This is a genomic window from Pararhizobium sp., from assembly GCF_965279435.1.
In the GTDB taxonomy this organism is placed as follows: Bacteria; Pseudomonadota; Alphaproteobacteria; order Rhizobiales; family Rhizobiaceae; genus Pararhizobium.
In genome coordinates this window covers 477,264-489,535 of record NZ_CBDIHY010000003.1, presented here as the reverse complement: position 1 = coordinate 489,535, position 12,272 = coordinate 477,264, and the positions used below count along the sequence as shown (strand labels likewise).

At 57.4% G+C, this 12,272-nt stretch carries 16 protein-coding genes; 8 read left to right on the top strand and 8 right to left on the bottom strand.

All coding sequences use genetic code 11. From position 1 onward, the window contains the following. Nucleotides 1–70: 70 nt before the first annotated feature. Complete coding sequence (rpoH, locus tag ACQY8Q_RS08045) at nt 71–976, bottom strand: RNA polymerase sigma factor RpoH (RefSeq protein WP_428426122.1); 906 nt, start codon at nt 974–976, stop codon at nt 71–73. A gap of 419 nt (nt 977–1,395) precedes the next feature. On the opposite strand from rpoH, the gene ACQY8Q_RS08040 reads away from it, so the two are divergent. Then, nucleotides 1,396–1,761, top strand: a complete 366-nt coding sequence (locus ACQY8Q_RS08040) for a hypothetical protein (RefSeq protein WP_428426121.1) — start codon at nt 1,396–1,398, stop codon at nt 1,759–1,761. A 62-nt stretch (nt 1,762–1,823) separates the two neighbouring features. Here ACQY8Q_RS08040 and ACQY8Q_RS08035 read toward each other — a convergent pair whose 3' ends face one another. Together ACQY8Q_RS08035 and ACQY8Q_RS08030 are read right to left on the bottom strand one after the other, a co-directional pair. Further along, a complete protein-coding gene (locus ACQY8Q_RS08035) occupies nt 1,824–2,081 on the bottom strand; it encodes a DUF2171 domain-containing protein (protein ID WP_428426120.1) in 258 nt (85 codons plus the stop codon). A gap of 123 nt (nt 2,082–2,204) precedes the next feature. Continuing rightward, nucleotides 2,205–3,227, bottom strand: a complete 1,023-nt coding sequence (locus ACQY8Q_RS08030; RefSeq protein WP_428426119.1) for an RluA family pseudouridine synthase — start codon at nt 3,225–3,227, stop codon at nt 2,205–2,207. Between the two features lie 30 nt (nt 3,228–3,257). Here ACQY8Q_RS08030 and ACQY8Q_RS08025 point away from each other — a divergent pair, with 30 nt between their 5' ends. Continuing rightward, nucleotides 3,258–3,641 carry a hypothetical protein gene (locus tag ACQY8Q_RS08025; protein ID WP_428426118.1) on the top strand — a complete coding sequence of 128 codons (384 nt, stop codon included), beginning with the start codon at nt 3,258–3,260 and terminating at the stop codon, nt 3,639–3,641. Between the two features lie 6 nt (nt 3,642–3,647). Further along, nucleotides 3,648–4,475 (top strand): TrmH family RNA methyltransferase, encoded by an 828-nt coding sequence (locus tag ACQY8Q_RS08020; RefSeq protein WP_428426117.1) that lies wholly within the window; start codon nt 3,648–3,650, stop codon nt 4,473–4,475. Between the two features lie 9 nt (nt 4,476–4,484). On the opposite strand, the gene ACQY8Q_RS08015 is transcribed toward ACQY8Q_RS08020, so the two are convergent. Together ACQY8Q_RS08015 and ACQY8Q_RS08010 are read right to left on the bottom strand one after the other, a co-directional pair. Continuing rightward, nucleotides 4,485–5,684, bottom strand: coding sequence for a hypothetical protein (locus ACQY8Q_RS08015; protein WP_428426116.1), 1,200 nt, complete (start codon nt 5,682–5,684; stop codon nt 4,485–4,487). A 174-nt stretch (nt 5,685–5,858) separates the two neighbouring features. Then, nucleotides 5,859–6,395: a DUF1134 domain-containing protein gene (locus ACQY8Q_RS08010; RefSeq protein WP_428429707.1), complete on the bottom strand. Its 537-nt coding sequence runs from the start codon at nt 6,393–6,395 to the stop codon at nt 5,859–5,861. Between the two features lie 320 nt (nt 6,396–6,715). Between ACQY8Q_RS08010 and chpT the strand changes: the two genes are divergently transcribed. Further along, the gene (chpT, locus tag ACQY8Q_RS08005; RefSeq protein ID WP_113242129.1) at nt 6,716–7,369 is read left to right on the top strand and encodes a histidine phosphotransferase ChpT; all 654 of its coding nucleotides are present in this window, start codon (nt 6,716–6,718) and stop codon (nt 7,367–7,369) included. Nucleotides 7,370–7,474: 105 nt separating this feature from the next. Further along, the gene (locus ACQY8Q_RS08000; protein WP_060506444.1) at nt 7,475–7,837 is read left to right on the top strand and encodes a response regulator; all 363 of its coding nucleotides are present in this window, start codon (nt 7,475–7,477) and stop codon (nt 7,835–7,837) included. Between the two features lie 231 nt (nt 7,838–8,068). On the opposite strand, the gene ctrA is transcribed toward ACQY8Q_RS08000, so the two are convergent. Beyond that, nucleotides 8,069–8,767, bottom strand: a complete 699-nt coding sequence (gene ctrA, locus ACQY8Q_RS07995) for a response regulator transcription factor CtrA (RefSeq protein ID WP_037099813.1) — start codon at nt 8,765–8,767, stop codon at nt 8,069–8,071. Nucleotides 8,768–9,208: 441 nt separating this feature from the next. Between ctrA and ACQY8Q_RS07990 the strand changes: the two genes are divergently transcribed. Further along, nucleotides 9,209–9,559, top strand: a complete 351-nt coding sequence (locus ACQY8Q_RS07990; protein ID WP_113241951.1) for a flagellar export protein FliJ — start codon at nt 9,209–9,211, stop codon at nt 9,557–9,559. A gap of 104 nt (nt 9,560–9,663) precedes the next feature. On the opposite strand, the gene ACQY8Q_RS07985 is transcribed toward ACQY8Q_RS07990, so the two are convergent. After that, nucleotides 9,664–9,945 carry a GNAT family N-acetyltransferase gene (locus ACQY8Q_RS07985; RefSeq protein WP_428426115.1) on the bottom strand — a complete coding sequence of 94 codons (282 nt, stop codon included), beginning with the start codon at nt 9,943–9,945 and terminating at the stop codon, nt 9,664–9,666. A 167-nt stretch (nt 9,946–10,112) separates the two neighbouring features. On the opposite strand from ACQY8Q_RS07985, the gene ACQY8Q_RS07980 reads away from it, so the two are divergent. Beyond that, nucleotides 10,113–10,562 (top strand): paraquat-inducible protein A, encoded by a 450-nt coding sequence (locus tag ACQY8Q_RS07980; protein WP_428426114.1) that lies wholly within the window; start codon nt 10,113–10,115, stop codon nt 10,560–10,562. Between the two features lie 37 nt (nt 10,563–10,599). Here the strand turns inward: ACQY8Q_RS07980 and ACQY8Q_RS07975 are convergent, their stop codons facing one another. Further along, nucleotides 10,600–10,875, bottom strand: a complete 276-nt coding sequence (locus ACQY8Q_RS07975) for a DUF1153 domain-containing protein (protein WP_037099805.1) — start codon at nt 10,873–10,875, stop codon at nt 10,600–10,602. Between the two features lie 498 nt (nt 10,876–11,373). Between ACQY8Q_RS07975 and ACQY8Q_RS07970 the strand changes: the two genes are divergently transcribed. After that, a complete protein-coding gene (locus tag ACQY8Q_RS07970; RefSeq protein WP_428426113.1) occupies nt 11,374–12,120 on the top strand; it encodes a LuxR C-terminal-related transcriptional regulator in 747 nt (248 codons plus the stop codon). Nucleotides 12,121–12,272: the final 152 nt, after the last annotated feature.

The window sequence follows — 12,272 nt, the reverse complement described above, 5'->3', positions numbered from 1 at the left end:
ATACAAGCACAACAAGAAACCCGGCTGGAGCGATCCAGCCGGGTTTTTGTTTATTCCATCAGTGCCGGTATCAGGCGTCTTCGACGACGCGAAGTGCATTCTGCCGTTCCTGCGCGGCCTTACGGACGGCGTCCTGAACCTTTTCAAAGGCACGGACTTCGATCTGGCGGACACGCTCGCGGCTGATGTCGAACTCGGTCGACAGTTCTTCGAGCGTCACCGGATCCTCGGTCAGGCGGCGGGCCTCGAAGATGCGGCGTTCACGGTCGTTCAATACGTTCATCGCGCTCGACAGAAGGCTGCGGCGGTTTTGCAGTTCATCCTGTTCGATCAGGATGTCTTCCTGGTTGTCGTGGTCATCGACGAGCCAATCCTGCCACTGGCCGGATTCACCTTCACCCGCCTTGATCGGCGCGTTCAGCGATGCGTCTCCGGAGAGGCGCTGGTTCATCGAAATCACTTCGGCTTCCGACACCTTCAGGGTCGTGGCGATATGCGCGACCTGATCGGGCTTCAGATCACCCTCGTCGAGAGCCTGGATCTTGCCCTTGAGGCGGCGCAGGTTGAAGAACAGCCGCTTCTGGTTGGCGGTCGTGCCCATTTTCACCAGCGACCACGAGCGCAGGATATACTCCTGGATCGAGGCCTTGATCCACCACATCGCATAAGTGGCTAGACGAAAGCCACGTTCCGGATCGAACTTCTTGACCGCCTGCATGAGGCCGACATTGCCTTCGGAAACGACTTCGCCGATCGGCAGGCCGTAGCCGCGATAACCCATGGCAATCTTCGCCACGAGGCGCAGATGGCTGGTTACGAGCTGATGGGCGGCCTTGCGATCGTCATGCTCCTGATACCGCTTGGCGAGCATGTACTCTTCCTGCGGTTCAAGCATGGGGAATTTGCGGATTTCATCGAGATAGCGGTTAAGACCACCTTCTCCTGCGGTAATGGACGGTAACGTACTGCGGGCCATGATGCACCCCCCTTTCGCGTTCCGGCCTCCTGTTGGCAGGCCGGGCATGTGGGTCTGTCCGACCCCACATTCTCATAGATAAGTGCGGCGAAAGCATGATTCAAGAACTCCGGTTTCACAGAGACGTGAAGCCAGAGAAGCGCATGTTCCAGTTGGGTTACAGCCTGTAGATTGGGTCCGCTTCCCAAATATCAAGGCGTCATCAATCAGATTTCGCAGGACGGTCGCCGGGAATAGGGCGTAGCTGCGATGAGCGGGCAGGGTGACTGACGGAGCCTGCAAGCCGAAATTCCTCGATATAACCAAGAGGTGATAAATAAATAATAGCAATTTTAGATTGCATTCAGTTCTATCTGTGCTGAAATGGGTTACAGACCCCGACTCTCAAAGTCGGTACCTCTGGCAAAGTGAGAGGATGAATGTTTTTTAAATTTCTCGTCGGGGCAATCGCTTCAATTGCTGGCGCGTTTGCGCTCTCCGCTTCAGCGCAAGATCAGGCCGGCAATAAAATCGGTGCCTATGACGACCGCCCGTTTATCTGTGGCGCGCTGTTTAGCGTTTTGGGCGAGGTCCATTCCAGCGACAAAAACAGAGAGGTTTATAACCACTACAAATCGCGGTTTGACCGGTCGTTTGAAAAAGCAAAATCCAACATCAGGAATGCTGGCGGAGATGACGGTGATGCGGAATTGAAAATGCAGGCCCGCATCGATTTCATCTTCAGGTTTCTGGATCAGAAAAAACCGGAAACCGGAGACCTTCTGTCCTCCCGCGAGCGCTACTAGTGCACTAAGCCATCATGACAGAAGCCCCGCCGGTAAAGCGGGGCTATGGCATTGCTGTCCTATCAGTGGATGGGGGAATTATCCTGTTCTTCCTCGAACATCACGGCGACATCGCCGTTGGCGCTCAGGCGAACGCGATTGTCATCGACGCTGGCAACCAATTCGAGGGCAATAAAGTGGTGGTGGCCTTCGTGGCCGGAACCGCTGTCTTTCTTGGTCAGCTTGATGCGGTCGCCTTCGACGCGATCGACAGTGCCGACATGAAGGCCGTCGGCACTGATGATTTCGGCATGCTCTCGGATCTGTGTGACATCAATCATCGGGCTTCTCCTTGTTGCTGCTCCCCGACAACGCGCCAGAGCAGGAAAGGATGCACACTGAAGCCCAAAATCGTCCGGCGCCCGATGCGGAAATCCGGCCGTCTGCGAGGAATGGCCCGTGGTTTATCCGCGCAGCGCTTCGACCAGTTCGTGCATGTCGTCGGGAACCGGCGATTCGAAGTGCATGGTCTTTCCGGTGGTGGGATGTTCGAACGCCAGCATGAAGGCATGCAAAGCCTGGCGCGGGAAGCGGTTGACGACCGCTTTTGCAGCATCCGGTAGAAGATTGGCTTTCGTCTTGAACGCCGCGCCATAATCCGGGTCGCCGATCAGCGGATGGCCGATATAGGCCATATGCACGCGGATCTGATGGGTGCGGCCGGTTTCGAGATTGCAGCGGACCATGGCGGCGAGCGCCGTGGAATCCGGTTTTTCGAGATAGCGCTCGACCACTTGATAGTGGGTGATCGCCTCGCGGGCGTCATCGGCGCCCTCCTGCTTGACGGCCCGCTTGATCCTGTCGCCGGCGCGGCCGAGCGGCGCGTCGATCGTGCCCTTCAAGCCACGCGGGCGACCCCAGACGACAGCCATATAGGCGCGCTCCAGCGGGCCGGTGCGGCCATGGTCGGCGAACTGGTCGGAGAGGTGGCGATGGGCGATATCGTTCTTGGCGACCACCATGACGCCGCTGGTATCCTTGTCGAGCCGGTGGACGATGCCGGGACGCTTGACGCCGCCGATGCCCGAAAGGCTTGCGCCGCAATGGTGGATCAGCGCGTTGACCAGCGTACCGGTCCAGTTGCCGGCGCCCGGATGAACCACAAGGCCTGGCGGCTTGACCAGCACGATCAGGTCGTCGTCCTCATAGAGGACGTCGAGCGGGATGTCCTCGCCCTTCGGCTCCGGGTCTTCCGCTTCGGGCATGCCGATCTCGAAGACGTCGCCGGGCTGGACCTTCTTCTTGGCTTCCTTGACGGTCTTGCCGTTGACGGAGACCTCGCCCTGTTCGATCAGGGCTTTGATGCGGTTGCGTGAAAACTCGCCGCCCAGCGCTTCCGTCAGATAGGCATCCATGCGCCCGGCCGCATCCTCATTTGCCGTGAGGACTTTCCTAATCGCTGAGGCTTGTTTAAAGGGGTCGTTCATTCTCATTCCATTCCGCAGGGTAGGCCAGCCATGTCCAATCAGAAACCAGTCGAACAGGAAGACAAGCCGCTCGATCCGGTGATGGAGAACGTGCGCCGCAAGATGATCAAGCTGCAGCTGGTCTCGGGTGGTGTCATGTTGGTGATGCTTATGGTCGTGCTGGGGGCAATTGTCTATAAGCTTACGCGTCCGGGCAAGGCCGATGTGACGCAAAGCGCCTCCGTTACGGTACCGGGCGAGGCGCCGGTCACGGCAATCGCTGCGCTGCCTGCCGGGTTCGAAGTTTCCGACGTTGCGTTGTCGGGCGGCCAGATCCTGTTTTATGGCGCGGTTGCCGGTGGAGACCGCAAGGCGATCGTCTTCGATATCGCTGCCGGCCGCATCGTTGCGGATGTTTCCGTCAAGACCAACTGAGAAGGCTTGGCCGTGATCCCGCTGCGCATCGACGATCCGGCTGATCCGCGCATCGCCGGCTTTGTCTCGATCAAGGAGCGTGACCTGACCGGCCGGCAGGGCCGGTTTATTGCCGAGGGCACGGTCGTATTGCGCATGCTGGCGGCCGCCCATCGCGCCGGGCGCGGTATCGAGGCTGAAGCCATCCTGCTGCTCGAAAACCGCGTCGACGGTGTCAGCGGCATTCTCGCTGAATTCCCAGCGGATATTCCGGTCTATGTCGCCAGCGCTCCGGTGTTTGATGCCATTGCTGGTTTCAACATGCACAGGGGTGTGCTGGCGCTGGGCAAACGTCAATCGGCACCCAGTCTGGATGCGTTGGTCAGCAGCCTTCCACAGAAGAGCCTGATCCTCGCTGCCTGCGGCATTTCCAATCATGACAATATGGGTTCGATGTTCCGCAACGCCGCCGCCTTCGGCGCCGATGCCATTCTGATGGACGAGACCAGCTGCGATCCGATGTATCGCAAGGCGATCCGGGTGTCCGTCGGTTCAGTGCTGAGCGTACCCTTTGCCCGCGAGGGGTCGGTAACGGCGCTGATCGGCCGCCTGCAGGCGGAAGGCTTTGCCATCTGGGGTCTGTCGCCGCGCGGCAAGACCGATCTGCACGATATTCCACCGTCGCCGCGCACCGTGCTTCTGGCTGGAACGGAAGGCGAGGGGTTGCCCGAAAACATCATGGCATCGATCCAGACCGCCCGCATCCGCCAAAGGCCGGGACTGGACAGCCTCAACGTCGCCACCGCCACAGGCATTGCGCTGCACCAGGTGGCGATGATCAACGGCTTTATCTGAGATCAGAGGTTAGTGCTGTTCCGGCGGCAGCATGTCGCGCGCGCGGGCAGCGAGACTTTTGTCCGTTCCATCGGGCTGCGTGCTCGCCGCCGAGAGGAGAGACGGTATCGGCGATTCCCGGCCTTCCTTGGCCGCCGTCAAAGCCACCATGGTTGCCGCGATATCGGCAATGTCCTCGCGCAGCGCGTCATCATGCGCTGAAGACGTCGAATGGATCAGTTGCTCCGAAAGGGCTGCTGCCCGGTTGCGGGCATAATCGGCCGGCACGGTCAGATCGATGGCGGCTATCGGCGACATGGTTTTCTGTGCATCGGTGTTGTCCTGTGTTCCCAGGGTGGCGCCTGTTGCCGGATCGGCTGCTGCGGGTTTCTTCTCGCGGCGAACGGGCATGGTCAGGCCTGCTGCCCGCAGTGCCTTGGAGGCATCGCGCAGATCAGTGCCTGCATCCCTGACCTTGGCCTTCAAGCGCTCGATCTCGCTGCCCCGACGTTCAAGAAAACTGTCTTTGTCGGCATTGGCGGCGACTTCCCGGGTGAGTTTGGCTTCGAATTGCTTCAGGCGGGTTTCGTCACGGGCAAGCCGGACCTCCAGTTCCCGCGCCTTGGTGCTTTCAGCTTTCAGTTCGTTGCGCGTGATCTCGCGCTCGTCCTTCAGGCCGGAGATGCGGCTTTTCAGATTTTCGGCCTCCGCATCATGGGCGGCGACGTCGATCTTGAGGCTGTCCATATCGCCGGTCAGATGATCCACCTGTCGGTTCAGGGTCTTGATGTCGATATTCTTTTTGACATTGTCGCGCTCGACATCGGCAAGCATCGTCTTCAGCCGCTCGATGTTCTGCTCGAGCTGGCGAGCCGCAGAGCGCAAATCCGCCGCCTCGACATTCATGTCGGCAAGCTGCGTATGCAGGTCGGCGTTTTCACCGGCGAGGCGCTGGGTTTCCTTCAGGGTCGCGCCATTTTGAAGCAACAACACGACGTTCTTGTCGCGCTCGCGTTTCAGCATCTGGCTGGTCCTGGCATTTTCGGCCGCATAGCCTGCGCGAGCCGCGTCTTTCTGGGCCCGAACTTCCTGAGGCGACAGTGGCATTGTTGCCGTCAGCCGGTCCTCGGCAAAGCGGATGATGCGCCTGTGCACAACGGGCGCCACCAGCAGGCCGAGCAAAGCTGCGGCGAGAAAACCCAGGGCAAACAGAAGGGCGAATTGAATCACGGGCTGGCCATTTCAGTTCAGAGCACGCGGCGATACGCTATAATCCATGGTTTTCGTTTCATTCGCACTAAAGACGAACGACAATATCACTTCAAGTGTTTCGCGAACGCGCATTTTTTCCAGTCGCGTCAGCGACTGGAAAGACTTTTGGAAAACGAAGGGAGAGTTTTGCCTTTAGAAGGGGTTCCAGGTCGGCTGCTGGGTCAGCTTCAGATAGCCGACATTGATGCCGAGGCGCGCGCCAAGGCCGGTGCGGATTGGAACCAGAACGATGTTCTCGTCAGTGAGTACCGTCATGCCGACACCGGCGACCACATAGGCCGAGCCGGAGACGCCGCCGAAGCGTTTGTAGAGCGAGGGGACGGACGGCAGATTATAGACCAGCATCATCGTCCGGCTGCCTTGCCCACCCCAGTCGAGACCGAGGGACGGCCCCTGCCAGAACACGTTATGCTGTCCGGCATTCTTGGTGTAGAGGTCGCCTTCGCCATAGGTCAGGCCGGCCACGAATGCGCCGGATCCTTCCTGGCCGAGTATATAACCGTTCGGCAGACCGTATTTGGAAAATGCGTTCTCGACCACCTTGGCAAGTCCGCCGGAGGTGGAACCGAAGAAGCCGTGACCGGCATCGACGATTTCCTGCATCGTGTATTGTTCACCGTTGTTGCTTTGCGCAAAGGCTGCCGGCATGAGGCTGAAGGCAGCCATCATCGCGACCAACGTACGCAAGAGTGGGAATTTCACGGCATTGACGATCCGCTGCATGTTCTTCTCCGTAAGCTCAGGAGCGCCGCGACGTCATGCGCGGGCCGCTGTCCTGCCCCGTTTCACTCTGTGACGGGGTTCGGGCTGATTGTCAGCAATTTGAACCGATGATCTTAACAATCGGTTTACCAAATGTGGTGTCTTTATGATCTTCGCCTGAGACTATGCCCGCGCAATCTTCGCGGGTTAGACTAATGGGCTAAAGGATCGCGGATGGCCGCCTGATCTCGCTTGTGAGCCGCTCAAAGGCTATTGAGGATACGACCATGGGAAAGAACCCGAACCTGACCTTGACTGGTCCCGATCTCGCAGCGCTTCTGTGCAGCCGTGTCTGCCATGACATCATCTCGCCGGTTGGCGCGATCAACAACGGTCTCGAACTGCTCGACGAGGGCGGGGCGGATGCCGATGCCATGGACCTGATCCGCACCAGTGCGCTCAATGCTTCGGTCCGGCTGAAATTCGCCCGCCTGGCCTTCGGCGCTTCCGGCTCGGCCGGCGCCTCGATCGATACCGGTGAAGCGGAAAAGGCGGCGAAGGATTTCGCCTCCGTCGAAAAGAAGACGGAAGTCACCTGGACCGGCCCGCGCGTCATCATCGCCAAGAACCGGGTCAAACTGCTGCTCAACCTGTTCCTGATCGCTTACGGTGCCATTCCGCGTGGTGGTTCGATCGACGTCATCCTAGAAAATCCGGAATATGATGCAGCCTTCAAGCTGATCTGCAAAGGCCGGATGATGCGCGTACCGCCGAAGCTGGTCGAGCTTCTCTCGGGCACGCTCGAAGAAGCCGTCGATGCGCATACGATCCAGCCTTATTACACGGTTCTGCTTGCCGACGAGGCCGGCATGGAGATCGAGGTCACCTCGAACTCTGAAGAAATCGTGTTTTCCGCGAAAATGGTTGCAGCCTCAAGCTGAGATAAATCGGCTTTTCGGTGTCGCGGTAACTGATTCTTTGCCAAAGCGGCATACGGTTGTTGATAGGGATTAAATTCCCGCCGTAGCGCTGAGAGGGAGCTTGAGATGCAACGCTTGATGATTGCCGATGATTCGGACGTCGTACGCAAGGTCGGGAAGCGCATCCTTTCGGGCCTGAATTTTCTCGTCTCCGAGGCTGCCAACGGTTTGGAAGCGCTGGTGCGCTGCGAGGCGGAACTGCCCAACATCATCATCGTCGATGCGGGTCTCGATGGCGCACTGGACCTGATTGCCAATATCCGCAACCTGCCTGAGGGCAAGACCGTGCGGATCTATTACTGCGTCGTCGAGGCGGACTTGAAGAAGATGATGGCCGGCAAGCGCGCTGGTGCTGACGATTTCCTCTTGAAGCCGTTCGACCGCAAGATCCTGACCAGCGTTTTCGGCAGCCTGTCGATTGCCGCCTGATCCCGGATCAACCGATATTGTTTCAAAAAAGCCGTTGCCTTTCCAGGCAGCGGCTTTTTTGTGTGTCGCTCAAAGGCGCGCGCGGTACCTCGGTACAAATGCGGAAAACCCGGAAACGCAAAAGCCCGCCATCATCGGCGGGCTTTAACGAAACTCTCGGCACTGTCAGCCGTGGCGTCCCTGCATTATGCGGGATGCGAAACACCGCCGGCTGGAATGGCCGATGCGGTATCAGGCGCTTTCTGCGAGTTCGCCTTCCGGCTCGCGCAGCACATAGCCACGGCCCCAGACGGTCTCGATATAGTTGGCACCACCGGCAGCATTTGCCAGCTTCTTGCGCAGCTTGCAGATGAACACGTCGATGATTTTCAGTTCCGGTTCGTCCATGCCGCCATAAAGGTGGTTGAGGAACATTTCCTTGGTGAGCGTGGTACCCTTGCGGAGCGAAAGCAGCTCCAGCATCTGGTATTCCTTGCCCGTCAGGTGAACGCGCTGGCCGCCGACTTCAACAGTCTTTGCATCCAGGTTGACGATCAGTTCGCCGGTCGAGATGACCGACTGCGCATGACCCTTGGAACGGCGCACGATCGCGTGGATGCGAGCAACCAGTTCATCCTTGTGGAAAGGCTTGGTCATGTAGTCGTCTGCGCCGAAGCCGAGGCCCCGAACCTTATCCTCAATGCCGGCCATGCCGGACAGGATAAGAATAGGTGTCTTGACCTTGGACAGTCGCAGCGTTCTCAAAACCTCGTATCCGGACATGTCCGGCAGGTTCAGATCGAGCAGAATGATGTCGTAATCATAGAGCTTGCCGAGATCGACACCCTCTTCACCAAGATCGGTGGTGTAAACGTTGAAACTTTCCGACTTGAGCATCAGTTCGATGCTCTGCGCTGTCGCGCTGTCGTCTTCGATGAGTAGAACCCGCATAATTGTCCCCTTTTCCGCCGCCGAAAGGTCGTTGTGGCCCCCTTACGCGATACGGATCCAGTCGTTGCCTGATTTGGAGGCTGCCAGCAAATGGTTAACAAATTCTGATTCACTCTGGCAAGGTGTATCGAAAATGTTAAATATTTTTTGCAGTCCTCTGTTTTTGCATGTGAATCTAGAATGACATCCTTAACGCACAACATTAAGGAAATCGGCTATCTGACTCATCTGACTCAATCTATGCCAAACACCAAATTTCGTGTCCGGCATTTACTGACCCTTAAATGATCGTCCCTATGATTAACGATGCCCGTAAACGAAAGGTTACCAGCGGTAGGATTTTGTTAAGATCGCTGTAATTATTTTTGTTTCCGACACCGTAAGGTCGGTTAATCGGGTCAAATCCAGTAACCGGGGTCTCGCATCACGGGAGTATTGCGTATGAAGTCACGTGAGAGCCTTGTTCGCCTGAAGGAATTTCAGGTGAAGGAGAAACAGCGTCAGTTGAGCCAGCTACAACTGATGATGTCCGAATTTGAGCGGATGACCAAGGAATTGGAAAACCAGATCACGTTCGAGGAAAAGAAGTCGGGGATCACCGATCCCGCCCATTTCGCCTATCCGACATTTGCCAAGGCTGCGCGGCAGCGGGCAGACAATCTTCAGGTCTCAGTTCGGGAACTGAAGGTACAGCAGGATGCGGCGGAACTTGCGCTGGAAGAGGTTCAGGCGGAATTCGCCAAGGCCGCGGCGCTCGAAGAACGCGACAGCGGCGCCCGTATGCGCGCTTAAGCGCACGCGGATTGCTTTTAAGGCCCAAAGGCCCTTCTCACGGACTTGCCTCAAGTCCGTGAGAAGGGCCTTGTGCGTTTTTCGACGAGGTTCAACGGTGCCGCTTAACTCTGGATGACATCCTGCCATTCGGGATGGCGTTGCGTCTGTGCACGCATGAACGGGCAGAGGGGAATGATTTTCCAGCCGCCTTTTCGCGCTTCGTCGACAGCATGGGCTGCCAGCGCCTGGCCAACGCCTTTGCCGCGCAACGCATCGGGGACGGCGGTGTGATCGATGATGATCAGATGCGGCGATGACCGGGAATAGGTCATTTCTGCCGTATGGCCTTCGACGGCTGTGCTGTATCGGCCATGCGAGCCGGTTTCTTCGCTCACGATATTCATCGCATCTCTCCTATTTGCCGGTCGAACCCGGCCGTTTCCGTTCCGTGGTTGGTTCATCGTCGCACATGCGCAGGTTAAGCATCCCGGAATACGGTACCAAGGACCTCGCTGTTCAGCATCATCAAAGGTGATATGTAATCCTGGCCGTGCAATAGAAGACACGAATCATGCGTCTGATCACACCGCTTTTCCTTGTTCTTTCAGCGTTTTTTCTCGCTCTCGGGCTAGTGCTGCCGCTGGTCCGGTTCGAAAAACTGGTTTTTTTCAACGAAACGCCGTCGCTTCTTGTGATTGTGTCTTCGCTCTGGGACGACGGCAACCCTGTGCTGGCCATCGTCGTGACGCTCTTTTCCGTCGTTTTCCCTTTTGCGAAGCTAGTCGGGATTGCCTTCGAGGCAACAGCGGCGGCGGACGGCAAGGTGGTGGGCGGGGTGGTTGCCCGGCTTTTGCCTATCCTCGGAAAATGGTCGATGATGGATGTGATGCTGGTGGCGATCGTGATCTTTGCGGCCAAGACCAGTGGAATGGCCGAGGCTTTCACCCAGCCGGGCCTGTGGTTCTATGCCGGATCAGCGGTGCTGACGGGGCTGCTGCAAATGCGGCTGCGGCCGCACTGAGTGCGGCCGCTTTAACTCTTTTAAATGAAGGAACTGGCTAGTGACGATATTGCTGAATGCGCGTCGTGCGCAGGCCGGCAAGACCATGGTCGCTGATCGACGACTGCCAGGACAGGAATTCTTCAACGGTCAAGGTATAGCGGTCACAGGCTTCTTCCAGGCTCAGCAGTCCGCCACGCACGGCGGCGACGACTTCTGCCTTTCTGCGGATCACCCAACGGCGCGTATTGGCCGGTGGCAGATCAGCAATTGTCAAAGGGCTGCCATCGGGTCCGATGACATATTTCACGCGGGGTCGTATCATTTCGGTCATTGGACTCTCTACACATACTCAAGACCATATAGGCACAACTTACCTTGCCACATTTAACATTTGCCTAAGCGAGTGGTAACAATTTGCTAATAATTTTAGAGACTTCCAGCGTGCTCTTCGACCAATCGCGGATCGTGCAAGCGGCGATCGGCACAGCGCAACTCGTCTCCTGAATTCCTCTTTATTGTCAGGTTTCGAAGCTTCGCCTCTGTAATTTCCATGTATGCATGGGAGCTATGCAAATATAATGGTTCAATTTTCATAAAACTGTTGATAGTAACGGCCAGTAATTGAGCATAAGCAACATTATGTTGCTCTGGAATGCTCTCGATGCACCATTTTATTTCAAAATACCGGCCTTTTCGCTTCGATTGTGTCCCTGGTGGCCTCTCGGGGTTTTTGTCGGTGTTGGATCTATCGTGCTGCTGCCGAAAAAATTCCGGAATGAGAATTTTTTGGAGAGCTGGCGCTGTGGCCGGCAAGTTGGTGATTAAAAATATGAGAGACCCTGACAAGCTGGCCTTGCGAAGCGAGGCTTATGCTGATTTTCTTTCGGGCATGAACAGTTCCGCAGTCCAGACGGAGTATGAAGTGCTCCACCTGATGCGCCAGTGCACGGCGCAATTCGGTTTTAGCCATTTCATGATCGCGCGCATTCCCTTCGGCGAGCAGCAGCGTTTTGCCGAGCGTCTGGTTTTGAGCAGCTGGCCATCGGAGCTTGTGCGGGAATATGACGCCGCCACGGTTTTCCAGGCCAGCGCGCTGATCGACCGGCTGCGCCATACGAAACTACCGGTCTTTGGCGCAACACAATCACTGCTCAATGCGCAAGGCTCTGCCGCGCGTGACGCTGTCGTTGCGCTGTTTGCCGGACAGGCGATGAGCAATACATTTGCCGTTACGCTGCACACCACCCACGGGGAAGCCTTTGCTGCCCTGCTCTGCGGACAGCGGGGCGAGCCCGACAGGGCAGAGACGGCCGATCTCTATCTGACCCTGCTGCAACTGTTTGAAACCCTTGAGCGCACCTTTGAAGTCGGTGCCTCGGCGCGCGACAAGCTGTCGACGCGCGAGATCGAATGTCTGCGCTGGGCTGCGGCCGGCAAGAGCAGCGACGAAATTGCCATCATTCTCGGCATTTCCGCCTATACGGTCTCCAGCTATTTCAAGACCGCGACCCGCAAGCTCGATTCGGTCAATCGTATGCAGGCGATTGCCCGCGCCATGCGGATGAAGCTGATCTGAGCAGCGCAAGGCGCTTGCCCTTGTTCAATTCCCCGCGACTTTCTATATAGCGGCGTGCGGTATGACCGGCCTTGACCGGGAGCCGCTTTGTTGCGGCGTTGGCCGTTGGCAGGAAACAGGGTATGGTCGCGCAAAAATGCCGAACAACTCCT